The following is a 22,695-nucleotide window of genomic DNA, read 5'->3' as shown; positions in this document are numbered from 1 at the left end:
ATATCTTTATTTTTTACCCTGCGGATGACATGAATAACATGCCGCACTATTGTAAGAATACCCATTTACACCATTGTGTTCATTATCCATTTCTCCTTTTGGGTGACAGGAAAAGCAACTGAAAATTTTATAATTCGAAGAATTAGTATGACAATCTGAACATTGATTCCATTCATTCTTATGTTTTCCTGAATAGATTGGAAAATATAAACCATCATGATTAAACGAAGCTGGAGTCCACGCAGTCTGGCTGTGACAGGTAGCACATGTTGTTGGGAAATTTGCAGCCTGATGGTCTGGATTATTGGTATTGTTATAATCAGCTTGATGACAACCGTAACAAGTATTTGGTGTGTTGTTGTAATCTCCATGATGACAAGTAGCACAATCGTTGGCGATTATTGCATGTGCCCCTGCTAAAACATAATAATTGTTATGGATTCCAAAGGTAGCTGGCTCCCAATCCGGCGCAGTAGTGTGACAACTTGCACAATCTTTTGGAATATTCAAACTAACATGGTTCGGATTAATAGAAGAATTAAAATCAGACAGATGACAACCTACACAAGTATTTGGGGTATTGTTATAATTTCCTTTATGACAAATAAAACAATCCTTTGCAACAGGCTCGTGAGCACCATCAAGTACGTAATAATTGTTATGAATATCAAAAGTGGCAGGCGCCCATCCAGGTGCTGTGGTGTGACAGGTAGAACAATCTTTAGGAATGTTTAAAGCTGCATGCCTTGGGTTTAATGAATTATTATAATCCGTGTTATGACATCCCACACAAGTACTTGGTGTGCTATTATAATTTCCATGATGGCATGCTTTACAGTCGTTGGATATACTCGCGTGGGCTCCATCTAAAACGTAAAAATTATCATGAATATCAAAACGGGCAGGCTCCCAACCAGGTGCAGTCGTATGACAAGAAGCACAATCGGTTGAAAGATTTAAATTAACATGACTTGGATTTGAAGAATTATTATAATCACTGATGTGACACTGATTACATTCGGTTGGAGTACCCTTGAATCCATTCACATGACATTCCTTGCAATCCACAACCTTATGAGCTCCTGTGAGTGGAAATTGGCTGAGATTATGATCAAAAGCCATTTTCTTTTCACCTGTTGGATGACATGCTAAACAAGCAAAGCTTGCATAAATATATCCACCAACACCCAAATGATCTTCATCTGTTTCTGGATTGATGTGACAACCAATACAAGTAAATTGTTTGTAATCAGTTGGGTTGGTATGGCAATCCACACACTTATCCCAAAGCATTTTATGTGTACCGGAGTATATCGGAAAATATAATCCATCGTGATTAAAAGTAGATGGAACCCATGTGCTTTCGCTGTGACAGGTAGCACAGTCTGTTGGGAATTGAGCCACTTTATGATCCGGATCTTTTGTAGCATCATAATCCTCTAGATGGCACCCAACACAGGTATTCGGAGTATTATTATAATTTCCTTTATGGCACATCACGCAGTCATTTGCAATTTTTGCATGTGCGCCATTCAATGGGTAATAGTTATTGTGGACATCAAACCTGGCTGGCGCCCAACCCGGAGCAGTGGTGTGGCAGGTAGCACAATCTGTAGAAAGCATCAAATCTTTATGATTTGGGTCTAATGAATTGTTGTAATTCTCTTGATGGCATCCCGCACAGGTGTTTGGCGTGTTATTATAATCACCTTTATGACAAGCTTTACAATCATTTGCAATTGCGACATGTGCGCCATCAAGGACGTAGTAATTACTGTGTATATCAAACCGTGCCGGCATCCATCCTGCCTGGGTAGTATGACAAGAAGCACAGTCTGTTGGGAATCCCAAATTCTTGTGCTTTGGATTGGCAGATTGATCAAAATCCATTTGATGACAATCCACACAAACCGTAGAGGTTCCCTTGAAACCCTTACTGTGGCATTCTTGACAATTCACAAGCTGGTGAGCTCCAGTTAATGGAAATCCGGTAGCATTGTGATCGAATTTAAAATCTGCGTCTCCTGTAGGGTGGCATGCAAGACAAGCATCATTTTGATAATAATATCCACCAACCATTTTGTGATCTTCATCTGTCTCCGGATTTATATGGCAGACTGTGCAACTGTATTGTTGGTAATTGGATGGATTGGTATGACATTCTATGCATTGATTCCATACCCCCTTATGTTTTCCACTATAAACCGGGAAATATCTGGTATCATGATCAAAAGTAGAAGGTTCCCAGGCTTTTTGATTATGGCAACTGGCACAATCATTTGGGAATTGAGCGGCAATGTGATTTGGGTCCTTCGTGTTGTTGTAATCTGCCAAATGACATCCCACACAGGTATTAGGAGTGTTTTGATAATTCCCATTATGGCAGGCTTTACAGTCATTTGCAATTAAAGCATGTGCATCTTGAAGTACGTAGAAATTATTATGGATGTCAAATCTCGCCGGACTCCATCCGGGTTGTGTGGTATGACACGAAGCACAGTCAGTCACCAGACCCAGATCTTTATGCTTTGGGTTTAGAGATTGGTCAAAATCTGTCTGATGACAGGCTACACATTCAGTAGGTGTGTTTTTAAATCCTGTTCCATGACATTCAAGACAATTTGCCTGAAGGTGTGCCCCGGTTAAAGCAAAACTCGTCGTATTGTGATCAAATTTCACATCGGCATCTCCTGTAGGATGACATGCCAGACAAGCATTGTCCTGATAGATATAACCACCCACCCCTTTGTGATCTTCGTCAGTATCTGGATTGGTATGACAAACCGTACAGCTGAATTGGCTGTAATCGCTTGGGTTAAGGTGACATTCCACACATCTGTTCCAAACTCCTTTGTGCTTTCCGCTATACACAGGGAAATACATGCCATCGTGATTAAACGTAGAAGGCTCCCACGCCTTTTGATTGTGGCAACTGGCACAATCTGTTGGAAATTTTCCGGCTATATGATCCGGATCCTTGGAATTGTTGAAATCATTCTGATGGCACCCCACACAGGTATTTGGGGTGTTTTGGTAATTCCCGTTATGACATGCCTTACAATCATTCGCTATAATTGCATGCGCATCTTGTAGTACATAATAGTTATTGTGTACATCAAACCGTGCCGGAGCCCATCCCGGCTGTGTAGTATGGCAAGTAATACAATCTGTACTCAGACCAAGTTCCTTATGTTTTGGGTTTTGGGATTGGTTAAAATTTTCTTGGTGACAGGCTATGCATTCATTTGGTGTATTCTTAAAGCCTTTGCTGTGACATTCCAGACAATTGGTTTGCTGATGCGCCCCAGTTAATGGAAAACCGGTAGTGTTGTGGTCAAATTTAAAATCAGCATCACCTGTTGGGTGGCAGGCCAGACAAGCATTGTTTTGATAAGCATAGCCACCAATTCCTTCGTGTTCTTTATCTGTCTCAGGATTCAAATGACAGATTATACAACTGTATTGGCTGTAATCAGATGGGTTGTTATGACACTCTAAACATTGATTCCATACTCCCTTGTGTTTTCCACTAAATACAGGGAAATATTGTCCATCGTGATCAAAAGTTGAGGGCTGCCAGGCCTTTTGGCTGTGACAACTCGCACAATCGGTAGGAAATTGCCCTGTCTTGTGGTCCGGATCCTTTGTATCGTTAAAATCTGACTGATGACAAGCTATACAGGTGTTAGGCGTGTTTTTGTAATCACCATTATGACATGCCTTACAATCTGATGCAATTAAAGCATGAGCATCTTGTAAAACATAATAGTTATCGTGGTTATCGAATCGTGCCGGCATCCATCCGGGTGTAGTCGTATGACAACTTGCACAATCATTACTCAGACCCAACTGACGGTGATCGGGATTTGCAGTTTTATTAAAATCTTCCTGATGGCAGGAAACACAGGCACTTGGAGTGCCTTTAAAACCATTTGCATGGCATTTAAGACAATCTACACCTTGATGCCCTCCACTCAGTACAAAACCGGTGCTGTTATGATCAAATGTTTGCTCAGAACTTCCGCTTGGGTGACAAGCGAGGCAGGCTTGATCATTATAGACATAACCACCTACCTTATCATGCTCTTTATCTGTTTCCGGATTCTTATGACAACTAATGCAAGTAAATGAGTTAAAGTCGGCTGGATTTTTGTGGCAATCCAGACATTGTATCCATTTATTTTTGTGTTTCCCACTGTAAATAGGAAAAAAAACATCATGCGCGCTATACTGTGCCGGCTTCCAGTCGGGTGATAAGGTATGGCAACCGGCGCAATCCTTTGGAAAGCCAGCGGCTTGGTGGTCCGGGTTTTTAGTACTTTGATAATCTGACTGATGGCAGGCAAAACAATCCTTGGAGATATCTGAATAGATTACAGATTTATGGCATTTGGCACAATCTTTTATTTCATGTCCCTGTTCCAGTGGAAAGAACCCATGATCAATCTTATCGGTCACCCAATCTGGTTCGGTCAAACTATGACAGTCCGTACAATTGTTTGAAAAATTATTTTTTTGATGATCCGGATTCTTTGCCTTATCAAAATCCTGTCGATGACAATCAATACATCGGATACCAATAGGATTAAAACGGATATTTGTTTCTGAAGTATGACAAAGGTTACAGTTTATGGATTTGTGAACCCCGATTAGTGGAAAATTTGTGCGATCGTGAATTTCTGTAATATTGTCTACGATCCAGGATGTCGCTGTGTGACATCGGTCGCAACTAAGACCAACCGTTTGATTATGCACATCAAGGTGACATGAATTACAATCAGTTTTAGCCTCTTCAAACTTAAGATTTTCATGACAGGATCTGCAATCCAATGCTTTATGTTGACCCTTTAGGGCAAAATCAGTACTGTCGTGTGAAAAACTAGCTTGTTTCTGATCAAATTTCCAGGATTCCGGACTATGGCATTTGGCACAATCAATAATCAACTTAGGGCCATGAGGCGACTGGGCACTTAACATAACGGTGCCAAAAAAGAAAAAGGCTATTTTAAATGACAATCCTTGCATTCAAGTTTACCATTTCGATAGTTGATCACCTTACGGTTATCAACAATCATCGGTTCATGACAACGAGCGCAAGATACAACTTTATGTTCACCTTCAAGCTTAAATCTTGCATTATCGTGATTAAAATTTTTATTATCCCACCCATTAAACCCATGACACCTTGCGCAATCTGTGACACCATCTTGGTTAAATTGCTGACCGTGGGGGTTTTCGTGACAATGGACACATTGCTTCTCCTTATTATTAAATTTTTGTGTAAAAGTTCCATTTTTTTCCTGGTTAAAATGACATTTACGGCAGCTTGTCTGTAGGTGCTTACCTTCAAGAGTGAAATTAGTTTTTCCATGATCAAAATTGATTTGAGTCCAACTTTCATCTATGTGACAACTCGTACATTGGTTTGACTCATAAAATTTAGGATCCAGAACCCCTTCATGCGGGTCTTTATGACAGTCTTTACATAGGTTCCCTATCTTACGAAAATTCCATCGATCACCCTTGTGATGGCAGGATTTACATTCTACCGCAAGATGTGCCCCGGTCAGAGGGAAGGCACTTTTCTGATGATGCTCAAAACCAAATGTAGATTCTGTAAATCCAGTAACCGAATGACAGGCTGCACAATCATTGTAACTGCCATTTGAATTAAACTCACCTTTATGGTAGTCTTCATGACACTTTTTACAGGCGTCATAAGCAACAGGATCCGTCATACTGCCAGCCTTGTGACATTTCTTACAATCCACGGCTTGGTGCTTACCTTCCAATGGAAATTTTGTAAGACTATGGTCAAACTGGTCAAGGCGTTTACTGATATGGAAACTTTCCTGATGGTGACATTTCTTACAATCCTCTCCAAATTTACCCTCATGAACATCCTTATGACAATTTATACAATCAGGCTTCCTGAGGGAAACAAATTCTTTAAATTGTCCTTGGGTACCTTCCCTGTTGTCATGGCATTTCCGACAATCTAAGACTTTATGTTTTCCTTCGAGGGTAAAACCAGTTAAGGAATGATTAAATGAGGTGGAGGTTTTGATTTTGTGAAAAGATTCTTCCGTATGGCAAGCTTTGCAATTATTTCCAAATCTTCCTTTATGCTCATCTTTGTGGCAGGCTACACAAGATTTAAATTCCAGATCTGCAAATTTCTGAAACTCCTTACCATTACGAATTTCTTTTTTGTGACAAGCTGCACAGTCTAATTTTTGATGTGCCCCGGCAAGAGGAAAGTCGGATTTCTGATGATTAAATTTTATAGCCGGTTTAAACTTTTCAAAATTGTGGCATTTTGCACAATCCCCGGATAAAGTCTTTTGATGATAGTCTGCATGACAGGTTAGACACTTTGTATCCAAACCAAGAAAAGTTTTTGCGTTTTTTTTCAGTTCTGTATTTTGGATGTACTCCGGTTTATGACAATCCCTGCAATCCTTTGATTTATGCGCCCCTTCAAGTTCATATCCAGTCAATCGATGATTAAATGTCTTTTGATCAAAACGGATCATTTCAAATTTGAGCCCATGATGTTCACTATGGCAGGAAATACAATTCTTTGGCTTTACTTCATAAGAAACGTGATATCCTTTGTTTGCTTGAATGCTTCGCTTTAAATCCGCATGACAATCAAGGCATTTTTGATCAGAAACCTTATCCCCAAGTATGTGGCATTGAGTACACTGACTCATACCCTCCAAATGACTGTGTGCCTTAGACAATTTTCCGGGTGAAATTTGTCCTAAAACAAATTCTGAACAAACTATAAAACCTACAAGCCAAACCAGCCTAAATACGCTTAATTGCAAATTAAAATTACAGCTCATTTCTGGTGTGATTTTACAGTATAACCAAACCTTTTAGTTATTTCAATCCCTGTCTTTTGCAGAAACTGAGTAGGTAACTCTCCTCCGGCAAAAATATAAACTAAATCATTTTTTAATTCAAAGCTATCTGGATCAACACCTTTTTTCATCAACACTTTATCTTTCAATATTTCAATCACATTGGATTCTAAAATAACGTCTACAGTTTTTTCAAGAATTGCTTTTTGTATGCTCTCCAGATTTAATGGCTTCAACCTGCTGAATTTATCCCCACGGTATGACAATGTAACTTTGTTTTTAGGAGCCAGTAATAATGCACTTTCAATAGCAGAATCTCCACCTCCCACTACCAACACGTGTTTGCTACTAATTAATTCTGGCTCTAATAAACGGTAAGCTACTTTTTCCAAAATTTCACCGGGCACATTTAGTTTTCTTGGCGTTCCTCTTCTGCCAATAGCCAGTAAGACCTTATGAGCTTTGTAGATTTCTTCCCGGGAACTTTTAACCTCAAAGCCTGACTCCACCATGGTGATCGCTTCTACTTTAGTATTTTCCCTGATATCGATGTTATTTTTACCAATTACCTCCTTCCAAATGGTCAGCAATTCTGTTTTGCTGGTTTGAAAAAACTTTACCTTGCCGTATAAAGGAATTTCCATTGGAGCAGTCATCACAATTTTGGCCCTTGGAAAATTAAAAACAGTACCTCCCAAAGAATCTTGCTCTAGGACAACTGCCTTAAGTCCGAGCTTTTTTGCTTGAAGACTGGCAGAGATCCCAGCTGGCCCTGCGCCTAAAATTAATACATCAAATTCATTGCCGTGTCCCTTTTGAATAGTTTGGGAAATATGATCCATGGCTTGTTTCCCTTGCTCTACACTGTTTTTTATCAATCCCATACCTCCTAGTTCACCTGCAATGAATATACCCCGGACATTGGTTTCAAAATTCTGATTTACATGTGGCAATTCTACTCCTCTTTTTTCAGTTCCTATTCTAAGGCTTATGGCCTCAACAGGGCATGCATGAAAACAAGCTCCGTGGCCAACGCAATGAGAGGCATTCACCAGGGTTGCTCTTCCATTTCGAATACCCAATACATCTTCTTCCGGACAAGCTTCCAGACAAGCCCCACTTTTAATACAGGTATTTAAATCAATCACCGGATGTAATGAAACTGGTTCGTGGACACCTTCTTCTTTTGCTTTTTGTATTTTTTGACCAACAAGAATACTCTCCTGTTTCTGTTTTCTGAGGTAAATCCATAAGACCACTACCATCAACAATCCGGCGAAACCATAAATCAGAATTTCCTCTATCAATGTTTCCATGGTCAAAATATCCATTTGTACCCAAATGCAAGCGTAACAGCCACATGGATAACCATAATGATAAGCATTATCAAAGCAAAGGGAAGATGAGCCACATGCCAATAGCGGAAAAGCTTTTGCATCAGTACCAGATTTTCTATGCGTCGCACAAGTCCCAATTCTCCCTTAACAAGCTTAAGCATACTTTTTCTTTTGGAAGGAGGAACTCCTGATTCTTTTAAATTTCGATTGATTGCTGCAACTTTACTGAATTCAGAAAAATATCTTGAAAAAAAACTGGAAATAGAGCCAACTGAAGACTTTTCAACCAAAAGCAAGGAGGAAATTTGCAAATCGAATCCTGACCCTGTTGTACCCGATAAATTCAACTGAAGTTCTTCCTGAATTTTATCCTTCATTTCCTTTATCTCATTTAGACTGAGTTCACGACCCTGAATGGTCCTAGGAATCTGCTTGTAGATAAATCTTCCAACAACTCCACTTGCTACCACTGCAACCATACTCCAAAAACTGACAGATACAATTCCCCCAAATTTGAAGGCAGTGTGGAACAAAACAAAAATAGGCCCAAGAGTACACAAGAAGATATGAAATTCAAGCCAGTACTTTAGAGCACCCAATCTTGCCAAAGATTTCTTTCTTTTTCGGATCATATAACCAAATACACCTATAAGAATCAGCAAAGTCCCAACAATTCCCAGCCCATGACCATATATTCCACTTGGCTTTAATTGGGTATGCGCCGGGTGGTAAAATCGCTCCTCCAGACTCGTTGAGTAATAAGATGCACCGTAAAAAATCAGAAAAGCAGTGCAAATTATTATGATTGCTGCTAAAGTTGAAATATAAATCTTGTGCGCAACTGGGGACATACATGATAAATTGTAAATGAATAACGCAGACTTTGTCTTTATAGTCCTTCTATTGGCAAATATACTTTAAAATTATCTAGCATTTTGGGTTGAGAATGATTTAAAATGCTATAAGCAGATCTCTTAAAATTATGTCATACTATTTAAGCCTATAATTTAAATTACTCCATCCCGCAATTCACTTTTGTTAAAATAAAATTTACAGGTATCATTTTCAAAGATCCGTTTAAAAATATTTTGGATATTTAACAATGATGATTATCTTTGCATCGTGATTACGATTAATAAATATTGCTGGATGAGACATGAGTGCAAGCAAACACTCATGAGGCTTATTCATTGATATTTTTAGATGTAAATAAAAATTAAAATTATATAAGCCTCATCATAGCGATGGGGCTTTTTTGTTTTGTACTAATTTGATTTTGAAAAATACGGTGTGGTAAATTTGTAGCCTTATGGGAGAAGTTGAAACAAGATTGTTTTGGATGTTGATCTCCAACATTTCTGGATTTTTTATTTGTACTGGACTTGGTCGTTTTTTAACGGACAGAAAAAAAAGAAACAAGGACAACGATGAAATATCCATCACAGATCGCTTAAAAAAAATAAAGGAGGAGCTTGAACATATGGAAAGAGATATTAAATCCTGATATCCCTTATATGAATTTAATTTATTCCTTTTGATTACATTCAGATTTTTATGGACTTTGTTTAATATGTTCATGTAATTTGAGAGAATTCATTTCAATTTTACTCTTGTAATAAGGACTCCATTAATTAAACCATCTTACAATAAAATTCATCACAACCAAGAGCCAAGAAAGTAGAAAAATAATTCAATCAAATTGTGGAAATAAATACCACTCTAGTGATAAGCAACAATAGAATTGAAGTTGGATATCCGGTCTTTGTAATCTAAAAACATGAATTGTTTTGTAAAGATTCCTCATCCGAGCCAAAATTTTAGTGGACACTAAATTCATCCTACATTTAGATTTAAATCATCCATACATTTTTAAAAAATGAACTATAAAATCAAACTTCTGTCTACAAATTGATTTAGGTACGGTTTTTGCATAAGTCATCCTGCATGAAGGCCATCATCCCAGTTGCAGGCGCAGGAACTAAATTGCGCCCTTTCACCTATACACAACCTAAGCCACTCATTCCTGTGGCAGGAAAACCAATTATTGCCTTTATTCTGGATCACATGATTGAAGCCGGAATCAAGGATTTTATCTTTGTGATAGGTTATTTGGGTGATAAAATTAAAGAATACCTGGATGAAAATTATAACCACATCAATAGGGAATATATATTCCAGGGTGAAAGAATGGGCCTTGGGCATGCGATTTATACATGTAAGCATCTTATTCCTCCTGGCAGTGAGGTCCTTATCCAATTAGGCGACACCATTCTTGATGTGGACCTCAATGTGCTCATGCATTCAAAACACCATACCCTGGCAGTCCGTAAGGTAAACGATCCCAGAGCCTTTGGTGTGGTAGAACTTCATGAAGATGGGACCATCAAAAGACTGATCGAAAAACCCCAAATACCTAAATCCAATCTTGCTATTGTGGGCTTGTATTTTATCAAGGATTTTAACATTCTGGCCCATTCATTAAAACACAACATTGATAATGACCTGAGAACCCGAGGTGAATTTCATCTTACGGATGGATTAATGCATATGATCGAATGCGGCCAACGCTTCGATGTAATGGAAGTCAAAAACTGGTTTGATTGTGGGAAGAAAGAGCAACTTTTATTGACAAACTCCATACTCCTTGACCGTGATTTAGATGCGCATCTGGAGTCTTCCATATCAAATCATGTCATCATTATTCCACCTGTTAAAATTGGAAAAGATTCCAAAATTACCAATTCGATTATTGGTCCACATGTAACCATTGGAGACCACGCTCAAATTGAAGGAGTTATTATTAAAGATGCCATAATTGGGAATTATACCATCTTGGACAATGTAACTCTTCATAATTCCATTATTGGCAATGATGCAGTAATTAAGGGTAGATCTCAAAGCTACAACATCGGAGATAATACAGAAATTGATATGGCATAGTAAAAGAGGTTCTACGCAATTTGATTGCTACAATCAAAACTTGATTTTAGAAAAAATTCCCTTCCCACCAACTAAAGATAACATCTAATAAATCAATAAGCTCTTACATCTTTCTTCTCCATAAAATTAATGAAGGCTCTATTGACAACTCGGTTACCTCCGGGAGTCGGGTATATTCCGGAAAAATACCAATCCCCCTTATGGTCAGGAATGGCTTTATGCAAACCTTCCAAGGTTTGAAAAATAATCTCCACAGGAATACCAAGGTCTTTAGGTGTCAGCATTTCTCCAATTTTATGAGAAATTTCCTCATAACTGTAATGATCGTACAATTTCTGAATACCATTCTTGATGTATTCCATTGGTTGCTTGTTCTGTGTTAAACATTCATCGTAAGCTTCCTCAAGTAAATATTCCTTTTCATCCCTTTGAATTAAAGCGATCAGGGCTTTGAATGCTACAAATTTATTTATTTGAGACATGTCAATGCCATAGCAATCCGGAAATCGTATCTGTGGTGAGGAAGAGAGTACAATTATCTTTTTTGGCTTTAAAGTCGCTAAAATCCTAATGATGCTGTCACGGAGGGTTGTTCCTCTAACAATGGAATCATCCAATACCACCAAAGTGTCTTGGTGATTCCTGACTATTCCATAGCTTACATCATAAACATGGGATACCAGACCTCCCCTAATGTTGTCATTGGCGATAAAAGTGCGCATTTTATCATCCTTAACTACCAACTTTTCAATTCTTGGTTTTTTATCCAATATTTCCTTTATCTGGTTTGCTTCCGGCTCCGGCCCAAGTGCTCTAATTTGCTTGGCTTTTTGATCGTTCATATAATCATGAAGCCCCTCCACCAAACCATAAAATGCTGTTTCAGAGGTGTTTGGAATAAATGAGAAAACAGTATTTTCCAAATCTCCATTAATGGCCTCAATCACCGCCGGAACCAGCTGTCTGCCCAGGTTTTTTCGTTCTTGATAGATGTCATAATCATTGCCCCTGGAAAAGTAAATTCGTTCAAATGAACAACTTAATTTTTCACCAGGCTCAAGACACAATACTTCCTTTACCTCTCCATGATGCTTTATGATTAATGCATTTCCGGGTTTGATTTCATGAACCTCAGTCCTCCTTATGCCAAGAGCAGTTTGCAAAGCTGGTCGTTCCGAAGCTACAGCCACAATTTCTTCATCCTGATAATAAAATGCCGGACGAATACCATTCGGATCCCTTAAAATAAAAGCATCTCCATGTCCAATCATCCCGGCCATCACATATCCACCATCAAATTTCTTGGTAGCTTTTTTTAGTACTCGACTAATGTCCAGATTGTCGAAAATTAAAGGGTTGATTTCAACCTGATTGTAACCTTCGGGTTTATACCAGTTAAAAAGGTGTTGAACCTCTTCATCCAGAAAATGTCCAATCTTCTCCATAACCGTTACAGTATCCGATTTGACTTTTGGATATTGACCCATACTGACCAGTTTGTCAAACAATTCTTCAATATTGGTCATGTTGAAATTCCCGGCTATAACCAGATTGCGACTGATCCAATTATTTTCTCGGATGAATGGGTGAACCGTAGCAATACTGTTGTCTCCATGGGTTCCGTAACGGAGATGGCCCAACAATACCTCACCCATAAATGGTTTATTCGCTTTTAACCAAACTGGATCATTTGCCTGTTCTAAAGTAATATCCTTGAAATGACTGTAAACTCCTTCAAATAAAGCCTGAAGGTAATTTGGCGCATTACTTCTCCTCCTGCTGATGTATTTTTCTCCCGGCTGGGTATTCAGTTTAATGGTAGCCATACCCGCGCCATCTTGTCCACGGTTTCTTTGTTTTTGCATCAGAAGTTGAAGCTTCTGCAGGCCATAAAAGGCCGTACCATACTTTTCCTGATAGTATTCGAGAGGTTTAAGCAGGCGGACAAAAGCCAGGCCACACTCGTGTTTGATTTGGTCGCTCATGTTGATTTGACAGGTCAAAATTAAGCTATTTCTGTTACTGACACAAATAGAATTCCCGTTTGTATTCCAATAACCTTTCAAATTAACTAATTACTACTCTATTGAAGGATTAATTAGCACAACTATGATTCTTAATATTATTTGGCAATAATATCCATTGGACCATTGTCCCGATTGGTTTATATGCAAAGTCAGCAATTAAATTAATGGGTCTGATTAAAGATAAGAACAATAAGGTATTTTGTCCATTCAGTCAAAATTTAAATGGCTATTATAAATTTGGGCTAAATTTGCAATCTTTATGACCTTTGATAAATTCTTTGAATGGAGTTTTGTGAAAGTCCGAATAATTCCAAATTTTCCAGATCAAAGGAAATACACATAATAAAGCACTCGTTGTCCCAGTATGTCAGATCTTATTAGACTTTTGCCCGATGGCGTGGTAAATCAAATTGCAGCAGGAGAGGTCATTCAACGACCTGCCTCTGTAGTGAAAGAATTGCTGGATAACGCCGTTGATTCAGGTGCCAATGAAATTAAACTGCTTGTGAAAGAAGCAGGCAAACTTTTAATTCAGGTAAATGACAATGGTTGTGGAATGAGTCCAATTGATGCAAGAATGTCATTTGAAAGACATGCCACCTCCAAAATAAAATCAGCTGAAGACCTTTTTGCCATACAAACCAAGGGTTTTAGAGGAGAAGCGCTTGCTTCTATTGCTTCGGTCGCACAGGTTGAAATGAAGACAAGAAGACATGAGGACAATATTGGAACAAGAATTCAGATTTCTGATTCAAAAATTAGATCTCAAGAGGGATGTGCTTGTCTGCCCGGAACACAAATCAGCGTTGAACAATTGTTTTTCAGCATTCCCGCCAGAAGAAAGTTTCTTAAATCGGATACAGTGGAATTAAGACACATTCACGATGAGTTTATTTCACAAGCCCTTGCCCATCCTGAAATTAAATGGGTGTACACCCAAGGTGAAAATGAAATCTATAACCTACCTCCCGGAAGTCTAAAACATAGAATTCTCAATATTTATGGAAAAAAATATGTTGAGGATCTGATCCCTTTGGAACAGGATACAGAGGTTGTTCAAATTACCGGATTCATAGGAAAACCTGAACTCATCAAAAAGACCCGAGGAGAACAAATTCTATTTGTCAACAGAAGATTGATTAAAAGCCCATATCTAAATCATGCAATAATTTCAGCATATGAAGAACTCATTGCTCCGGGTGCTTTCCCATTTTATGTACTTTTCCTCCAAATAGATCCCGCTAAAATTGATATCAACGTCCACCCAACCAAACATGAAATCAAATTTGACGATGAGAGATTAATTTATAATTTTCTGAAAGTTTCGGTAAAACATGCATTGGGAAAACACAGTCTTGCTCCTCGGTTGGACTTCGAAAATGCAAACCCCGGTTTGGATCAACTAATGGGTCATTCGGGTCAATTCATGCCCAGACCTGAAACTAGTGGGAGTGTGACCCATTGGAAAAATCTGGCCTTTCCAACTGTACCAAGAGAAATTGTGCAACAAAGAGAAGACCAGATATTTTCGCCAATTACTCCAAATTCTTCAGATGAGGGATTTTTTCCCCAACAAGAAATACTTGACATCGTTCCTTTTCAGATTTATAATTCATATATTTTCTATGCAAGCCGGAATGGACTAACTTTTATTGACCAGCAGGCTGCACATGAAAGAATTATGTATGAATACTATAAAAAATCAATGAGTGAACAATCACAATTATCACAAAGATTATTGTTTCCTCAGACCTTTCACCTGAGTAAAACGGACGCAAAAATACTTTCCTCTCTTCAGGAATATTTTAATGCCATTGGTTTTGAATTGGAAGAATTCGGTTCTGATTCATTTGTTATTCATGGAATGCCGGCATTGTTGCAAGGAAAGTTTTCAGAAACTGAACTCATCCATAAAGTACTGGAACAATATAAATTTAATCTTGAATTTGAATTGTCACCAATAGAAAACATTGCACGGTCTATGGCTTTAAGTTCTTCCATAAAAAAAGGGAAAGCTTTGAGTCAGGAAGAAATGTCCGCACTCATTGAACAGTTATTTTTATGCGAAAAACCCAATTTGAGCCCTACAGGTAAAAAATGTTATTTCAAAATCAGACATCAGGATTTTCTTAAAAATTTCAATGCCTTATGATTCCCATTACTGAAGCTGTAAAACATCTCCTTATTCTTAATGTTCTTGTTTTTCTTGGGACTACTACTTTAATGAATGAGGACCGATATGTACTTGCACTATTCTATCCTGAAAGTCCTTTTTTCCATCCCTGGCAATTGGTCACACATATGTTTATGCATGCCAATCTCTCTCATCTGATGTTTAATATGCTTTCCCTATTCTTTATAGGTCCAATGATGGAAAATTCTTTAGGCACAAAAAGATTTATTACTTTTTTTGCAGTATGTGGTTTTGGAGGAGCCCTGTTGCATTTGGCATTTAAATGGTACCAAATCAATATTTATGGAGATTATGCCCTTATGAATGTGCCTGCTTTGGGGGCAAGTGGCGCTATCAATGGGCTCTTTATCGGACTGGCTTACCTATTCCCTAACATTGAACTTTATCTAATGCTCATCCCATTCCCAATTAAAGCAAAATATCTGGCTATTTTCACACTTGCCGCTGATCTGCTTTGGGGTCTTAGTGGCCAATCTACCGGAGTAGCTCACTTTGCTCATTTGGGAGGTGCACTTTTTGGATTTTTATTGTTACTTTATTGGACAAGGAAAAGATAGTACATGTTTTCAGACATTACACGTGATATTAAATACCAACTCAGAACAGGAGGGTTTCTAATAAGAGTTATAGTCATTTGTGTGGCTGTGTTTTTTATCGTCAATATTATAAAATCATATTTTATACTCCGGAACCATGGTATGACGCCTGGTGAATACAGTGAAGTATTAAAATATCTCAGCCTTTCCTCAGATTTGTGGTTCAACTTAAAATATCCATGGGTATGGATTACCCACATATTTACACATGACGGGTTATTTCACTTACTGTGGAATATGATGGCACTATATTGGTTTGGGATGATTGTAGAAGATTTTATTGGAAGAAAGCACCTTGTCCGAATTTTCTTTCAAGGCGCATTAATGGGTGCGGGGTTTTTTCTCTTATCTGCGGCCATTGTTCCATGGTATTCTGGTCACCTTACCATTGCCTATGGCGCTTCTGCATCAGTAATGGCACTTTTGCTGGCTGCAGCCACTCTTTCGCCGGATTACTCGATAAGACTGATATTGTTTGGCACAATACCTATTAAATATCTTGCCGCCGCCTTATTATTTCTAGATCTTTTAATGGCTTCTCAAAATCAAAATACCGGAGGTCACTTTGCTCATTTGGGAGGTGCATTATGGGGATATTTATACATCTTGCTTTTAAGAAATGGTTATCAGATGGATGTACTTAGTCTCTTCATCCAGAAAAAACAAAAAATGGGTACTGTCGCCAAAATGAGTGTCGCAAAAAAAAACAAATCTCCCAACAAGACTGAGATCATTCCGGAAGACAATTTGGAAGAAAAATTAAATGCACTTCTTGATAAAATTAAAAATCAGGGAATAGAATCTCTTACTGAAAAAGAAAAGAAGGATCTGGAATTCATCAGTAGACATAAATTATGATGCAATTTCTTTTTTCAGTCAATATCGTGTGGGGCATTGCCTGTGTGTTGCTTTATTTGGTATGTGGCATTAACCCTCAGAATTTTTGGATATTTTCCATCTCCAGCCTTCTCGTACCCATCAGCTTTGGAATTAACCTGATGTTTATTTTTTGGTGGTTGATTTTTAAATGGCAATATGCAATCCTTTCCTTCCTAATTCTTGTGCTTGGCTTTAGCCATTTGCAAAAATTTTATGCCTGGAACGATCCCAACCCATCCCCCAAATGCAGGAATAATAATTTTAACTTAATGACTTTTAATGTTTATGGACTAAAAAATCTGAAAGATACCATAGACCAAAGTCAGCAAAAAAATAAAAATCAATTTCTTTCCTTTCTCCGCAAAACTGATCCTGAAATCCTGTGTGTACAGGAAAATAATCTTTATGCTGATAATGTGATCAACAGCACTGGACTGTTCTCTTATGTTCATTACATGATCAATCATGGCACCGCCATTTATTCAAAATTCCCAATTCTGGATCATGGGCTAATTGATTTTGGCACCAATACCAATTCCTGCCTGTGGGCCGATATCCTAATCAATGGACGAAGAACAAGAATTTATAGTGTGCATCTCCAGTCCAACCGTATATCAAAGGACGTAAATACTTTGACAGATGATGACGAAGAAAAAAGTATTGAAAAGCTGAACGTGATCAAAAGAATGTTGGTTCAATACAGAAGAATGTCGTTGCGAAGAGCTCGACAAGCTGAAATGGTAAGCACCCATGCAAATGGTTCGGAATATCCTGTGATCATTGCTGGTGATTTTAACGATACGCCATTTTCCTATGCCTACCGTCAATTATCCAAAAAACGAAAGGACAGCTTCCTGGAAAACGGCAATGGAATAGGCAGTACTTATGTCGGCGCACTTCCAGGATTGAGAATAGATTTTATTCTGAGTGATGAAAAGAAATTTTCGTTTTGCAATCACAAAGTCCTGCAAACTTCCTTTTCTGATCATAATCCGGTAATGACCAGTATGTATTATAAGTAGTGGACTGCTACTATTTCATTTTGCAATTCATTTCATTTTTTTTAAAGATTAAAATAATCGATATTTTTGGACGATATTCCCTAATTTAATTAAAAAACTATTGGACTAATATGATATTCACTTTTAATAAATTTTTTAAAATTAGCTTTCTATATCCATTGCTTTTTTGGGTATTTCTGCCATCTTATGGACAGATTGATTTCTTGACTCCATTTGAAAAAAATAAATTGCGAACATCTACTTATACCCAATGCATTGACTTTTATAAATCCCTCGACAGCAAGAATAAAAAAATAAAAATGTTAGAAGCTGGTCCATCCGATGTTGGAGACCCAGTGCACCTTGTAGTTATTGATAAAGACGGCTACTCTACCCCCGAAAAAATCCGTGCTAAGGGACGTGCCATTTTAATGATCAATAACGGAATACATCCTGGAGAACCCGAAGGAATTGATGCATCTATGATGCTTTCCAGAGAATTAGTCAGTATTCAAAAAAACAACAAAATTCTTGACCATGTAAGCATCATAATTATTCCAATTTATAATGTTGGTGGAGCACAAATGCGCAACAATCACACCAGGGCCAATCAAAATGGACCTGAATCTTATGGCTTTAGAGGCAATAGAAATTACCTTGATCTTAATAGAGACTATATTAAGTGTGACAGCAGAAATGCAAAGACATTCACCAGAATTTACAATAAATGGGATCCGGATGTATTTGTAGAAACACATACCTCTGATGGAGCCGACTATCCCTACAACATTACTCTTCTTGCCTCACAAAAAAATAAACTTTCCGAACCCATCAGCAAATTAATGTACCTCCAAATGATGCCCACTTTATTTGAAGAAATGAGAACAGAAAATGATGAAATGATACAGTATGTAAATGTGGAGGATACCCCTAAAAAAGGCATCTATGGCTTTCTTGATAATCCAAGATTTTCAACAGGCTTTGCAACTCTTCATCACAGTTTTCCTTTGATGATAGAAACACATATGCTCAAACCATTCGAGACCCGTGTCCACTCTACTTTAAAATTATTAACAATTCTCATCAACTATACTTCCCTCCATCATCATGAAATTAAGGAAGCTCGGAAATTAGCCATTCTTCAATCTAAACAAGCCAATTTTGTTACCTTGAAGTGGAAATTGGATGCATCTCAAGCAGACACTCTTCTGTTTAGAGGCTATGAAACTGAATTAACGACTTATCCGGAATTACAACTAAGCTTGTACAACTTTAATTCGGAAAAAAAATTTATTCAAAACATTCCATACTACAATACCTATATTAAAGAAATTGAAGTCAGAAAACCAAAATTCTATATACTACCTAAAGCTTACGAAGAGGTAGCAGAAAGATTAATGGCTAATAGGGTTCAACTAATTCCCCTAACAAAAGATACCATTGTGGATGCCTCGTTCTACAAAATAACAGAACTGACATCCCCTAAGGAGCCTTACGAAAATCACTTTTATCACAATAAAGTGGGAATAATTAAAATGAATCTTAGCTATCCCTATTTTAAAGGGGACTACATAATCTCAACTGATCAGGCCGCCGCTCGCTTTTTAACAGAAACACTTGAACCGCAGGGAGTGGATTCCTATTTCGCATGGAACTTTTTTGATGCCATACTTCAACGGAAGGAATATTTTTCAGACTATCTTTTTGCCCCAATTGCTGATCAGATACTGCTCAAAGATCCAATTCTGAAATCAAAATATCTTCATAAAATTAACACGGATTCAGAATTTGCATCCAACAAGAGTGCCCGTTTAGAGTACATATATGAAAATTCCAGCGCAGCTGAACCTTACTATAAGATTTATCCGGTTGCAAGAATTGAATAAATATTAATGTTCTTAAAAAATTTGTACATAATTTGAATCATAATTCAAAAGATTCCGGAATCTCATAACCCAAGTAAAAGTTGTAACCACACATTTCCCTATATTTGCGCTCCCATACAGCTTTGCAACTGCATGGGTTATTTTATGGAAATTTGATCACATATGTAATTGCTTATTTTAGAATGAACAACATCATTGACAAACTTATTCACCAAAAAAATCTTCATAAGATTTTGGTATTCTTAATACCAATGGCACTTTACTTTAATACCCTTAATAACTCCTTCGTACTGGATGACAATATTGTCATTAAGAAAAATGAATATGTTACAAAAGGACTTGCCGGCATTCCGGAAATTTTGAAATACGACACGTTTAAAGGATTCTTAAAATCTGAAAATAGTGCAACAGCTGTTACCGGTGGTCGGTACCGGCCACTTACATTAGTATTCTTCTCTCTTGTTTACGAGTTTTCCGGAGAAAATGCCTGGATTTACCATTTCTTTAATGTCCTGTTCTTCTCCTTACTTTGTCTATCGGTTTATCTATTGTTTATTAGACTTTTAAAGAATAAATTTCCGGATTATGCAGGTCCGATTTCCTTTTTTGCTACTTTGCTTTTTGCCGCACATCCAATTCACACAGAGGTGGTTGCTAACATAAAGGGATTAGATGAAATATTTTCACTTTGGTTTTCGATCCTCGCTTTCTCTTGCATCTTGAAATCCATAGACGAAAACCAAAAAAAATGGCTCTGGATCAGTCTTCCTTTATTTGCGTTTGCTTTGTTTTCAAAGGAAAATGCTATTCACTATTTGTTGTTGATACCTATCGGCTTGTTGGTGTTCAGGGATATTAAATTAATTGATGCAGTAAAAAATATTGTCCCAATATTGACCGCTTCTGCAATTTATATAGCCGCCAGACTCGCTGTTTTAGGATTTAGTCTTTTAGACGCACCAACCAGAGACTTAATGACAAACCCCTTCTTAAAAATGAGAGGCAACAATATTGTAGATGCAACTTCAGCTGAAAAATTTGGGATGATCTTTTACTCTCTGTTTAAGTACATTGGATTGCTTCTGTTTCCACACCCATTGACACATGATTATTTTCCAAAACAAATTCCACTCGTAAATTTAGCTACAGGAATCCCACTACTTTCTTTATTGTTCTATGGCTTCCTCATATTCTTGACGATAAGGTATTTTAAAACTAAACCATTGATCAGTTTTTCAACTTTGGCCTATTTGATTCCTCTAATATTGATTTCTAACCTCGTCATCAATATCGGCACTCCGATGGGAGAACGTTTCGCCTTTGCTTCCTCTCTTGGATTTTGTATGCTTATGGGTTATGGATTGTATTACCTATTCCAAAAAAATAAATGGGCTGGGTTTTCTTTCTTAATTCTTATTTTGGGATTCTACAGTTTAAAAACCAGTTCTCGTAATTTAGTTTGGAAGGATGACTATACACTTTTTTCAACAGATGTTATGGTTTCAAAAAATAGTGCAAAAGCACACAGTTCTTTGGCTTATAACAGAATTGAGAAATTTAAAGTCACAAAAGATAGTTTGGAAGGCCGGAGAATTCTCGATGAGGCAGTCATTCATTTGGACAAAACCATCCAACTCTACCCACGCAACATCAATGCAATACACCTTTTAGGAAACTCTTATTACATGCGAAAAGAATATTTGAAAGCCGCTGAGACTTATGAAAAATACTTGGAGCTAATTCCTACAGGAAAAGATGTCATTAAAAATCTTCAAGCATCCTATAGGGAACAAGGCCGTATGATGGCCCTTAAACAACTAGATCTCGATCAGGCTTTAGATTACCTGATAAAAGCATTGAAAATCAATCCTAACGATTCTCGTCTATTGGAATCTCTCGGTATCGCTTATGGTGTAAAAGAGAATTTTCCGGAATCTATTAAATACTTCAATAAAGCCCTTGAAATGAATCCGCCAAACGCCGGTATGATGTTGGCTAACCTTGCCAATACTTACTTTAAAATGGGGGACAAAAATACAGCTACAGAATATATGAAAAAAGCATATCGGGCTGATCCTGGGTTAGGTTATAAACTCAGCACAGCTTCTAAAGGCTATTTCTAATTTTCAAAATTGGTTTTAAAGCCTGTTTTAAATAAATAAGTCATTTTCATAAGCTATTTTTGCCTAAATTTTAAGTTTCAGAACAAATGGGAAGAATTTTCGAAGTCAGAAAACACAAAATGTTTGCAAGGTTTGCAAAAATGAGCAAACAGTTTGCTCGTATAAGTAAAGATGTGTTTATGGCCGTAAAAGCATCCGGTCCAAATCCGGACAATAACCCTAGGTTAAGGGCAGCCATGCAAAACGCAAAAGCCCTTAACATGCCAAAAGATAGATTGGAAGCAGCAATTAAGAAAGCAACATCCAAGGAGGAAAAAGATTTGGAAATTATAATTTATGAAGGTTATGCTCCCCACGGTATAGCAGTTCTTGTGGAGACTGCCACCGATAATCATACCCGCACTGTTGCCAACATCCGTTCGTATTTTAATAAATATGGTGGAAGTTTAGGTGTGACAGGATCTGTATCTTTTATGTTTGAACACAAATGTAATTTCAGATTCAAAAAACCTGCAGATATAGATCCTGAAATGTTGGAATTGGAACTCATCGATTGTGGCTGCGAAGAATTGTCTGTTGAAGGAGATGAAGTGATTGTATATGGTGCTTTTGATGCTTTTGGAAAACTTCAGGCATATTTTGAGCAACACAATTTTGAAATCATTGAATCTGGTTTTGACCGCATTCCTACAACCACCAAGAAACTTTCAACGGAACAGGAAGACGAGGTTAATAAACTTCTGGATAAAATTGAGGAAGATGATGACGTACAGAATGTGTACAGTACCATGGAGTAAAATTTGAACCTTTTTTGCATTCCTTCGTCTCGTCATTCATTCATAA

14 protein-coding genes are annotated in these 22,695 nt (G+C 37.6%); 9 read left to right on the top strand and 5 right to left on the bottom strand.

Features of this window, described 5'->3' with window-relative positions:
• Window positions 1-6: 6 nt before the first annotated feature.
• Genes IPJ83_02820 through IPJ83_02805 form a run of 4 tightly spaced genes read right to left on the bottom strand, consistent with a single transcriptional unit; the run spans window position 7 to window position 9,057 of the window.
• Entirely contained in the window at window positions 7-5,016 is a 5,010-nt protein-coding gene (locus IPJ83_02820; protein MBK7879481.1) for a hypothetical protein, read from the bottom strand.
• A complete protein-coding gene (locus tag IPJ83_02815; GenBank protein ID MBK7879480.1) occupies window positions 5,001-6,851 on the bottom strand; it encodes a cytochrome c family protein in 1,851 nt (616 codons plus the stop codon). Before IPJ83_02815 ends, IPJ83_02820 begins: the two co-directional genes overlap by 16 nt.
• Window positions 6,848-8,185, bottom strand: a complete 1,338-nt coding sequence (locus IPJ83_02810) for an NAD(P)-binding domain-containing protein (GenBank protein ID MBK7879479.1) — start codon at window positions 8,183-8,185, stop codon at window positions 6,848-6,850. Before IPJ83_02810 ends, IPJ83_02815 begins: the two co-directional genes overlap by 4 nt.
• Window positions 8,186-8,187: 2 nt before the next feature.
• A complete protein-coding gene (locus tag IPJ83_02805) occupies window positions 8,188-9,057 on the bottom strand; it encodes a hypothetical protein (GenBank protein ID MBK7879478.1) in 870 nt (289 codons plus the stop codon).
• 458 nt (window positions 9,058-9,515) lie between these two features.
• Here IPJ83_02805 and IPJ83_02800 point away from each other — a divergent pair, with 458 nt between their 5' ends.
• Complete coding sequence (locus IPJ83_02800; GenBank protein MBK7879477.1) at window positions 9,516-9,710, top strand: hypothetical protein; 195 nt, start codon at window positions 9,516-9,518, stop codon at window positions 9,708-9,710.
• 440 nt (window positions 9,711-10,150) lie between these two features.
• The gene (locus IPJ83_02795) at window positions 10,151-11,146 is read left to right on the top strand and encodes a glucose-1-phosphate thymidylyltransferase (protein ID MBK7879476.1); all 996 of its coding nucleotides are present in this window, start codon (window positions 10,151-10,153) and stop codon (window positions 11,144-11,146) included.
• Window positions 11,147-11,238: 92 nt separating this feature from the next.
• On the opposite strand, the gene IPJ83_02790 is transcribed toward IPJ83_02795, so the two are convergent.
• Window positions 11,239-13,131, bottom strand: coding sequence for an amidophosphoribosyltransferase (locus tag IPJ83_02790; protein MBK7879475.1), 1,893 nt, complete (start codon window positions 13,129-13,131; stop codon window positions 11,239-11,241).
• Window positions 13,132-13,537: 406 nt separating this feature from the next.
• On the opposite strand from IPJ83_02790, the gene mutL reads away from it, so the two are divergent.
• From mutL to IPJ83_02755, 7 genes are all read left to right on the top strand, one after another.
• A complete protein-coding gene (gene mutL, locus IPJ83_02785) occupies window positions 13,538-15,325 on the top strand; it encodes a DNA mismatch repair endonuclease MutL (GenBank protein MBK7879474.1) in 1,788 nt (595 codons plus the stop codon).
• Window positions 15,322-15,924: a rhomboid family intramembrane serine protease gene (locus IPJ83_02780; GenBank protein ID MBK7879473.1), complete on the top strand. Its 603-nt coding sequence runs from the start codon at window positions 15,322-15,324 to the stop codon at window positions 15,922-15,924. The genes mutL and IPJ83_02780 overlap by 4 nt, the downstream gene beginning before the upstream one ends.
• A 3-nt stretch (window positions 15,925-15,927) precedes the next feature.
• On the top strand, window positions 15,928-16,821 hold the full coding sequence (locus tag IPJ83_02775; GenBank protein ID MBK7879472.1) for a rhomboid family intramembrane serine protease: 894 nt from the start codon (window positions 15,928-15,930) through the stop codon (window positions 16,819-16,821).
• Window positions 16,818-17,864 (top strand): endonuclease/exonuclease/phosphatase family protein, encoded by a 1,047-nt coding sequence (locus IPJ83_02770; GenBank protein MBK7879471.1) that lies wholly within the window; start codon window positions 16,818-16,820, stop codon window positions 17,862-17,864. Before IPJ83_02775 ends, IPJ83_02770 begins: the two co-directional genes overlap by 4 nt.
• 299 nt (window positions 17,865-18,163) lie before the next feature.
• Window positions 18,164-19,729, top strand: coding sequence for a hypothetical protein (locus IPJ83_02765; GenBank protein MBK7879470.1), 1,566 nt, complete (start codon window positions 18,164-18,166; stop codon window positions 19,727-19,729).
• 182 nt (window positions 19,730-19,911) lie between these two features.
• Window positions 19,912-21,852, top strand: a complete 1,941-nt coding sequence (locus IPJ83_02760) for a glycosyltransferase family 39 protein (GenBank protein MBK7879469.1) — start codon at window positions 19,912-19,914, stop codon at window positions 21,850-21,852.
• An 86-nt stretch (window positions 21,853-21,938) separates the two neighbouring features.
• Entirely contained in the window at window positions 21,939-22,649 is a 711-nt protein-coding gene (locus IPJ83_02755; protein MBK7879468.1) for a YebC/PmpR family DNA-binding transcriptional regulator, read from the top strand.
• Window positions 22,650-22,695: the final 46 nt, after the last annotated feature.

This window comes from Candidatus Vicinibacter proximus, assembly GCA_016713905.1.
GTDB lineage: Bacteria > Bacteroidota > Bacteroidia > Chitinophagales > Saprospiraceae > Vicinibacter > Vicinibacter proximus.
Note: the sequence above shows the minus strand (reverse complement) of the source record. Positions and strands in the feature narration are given on the sequence as shown.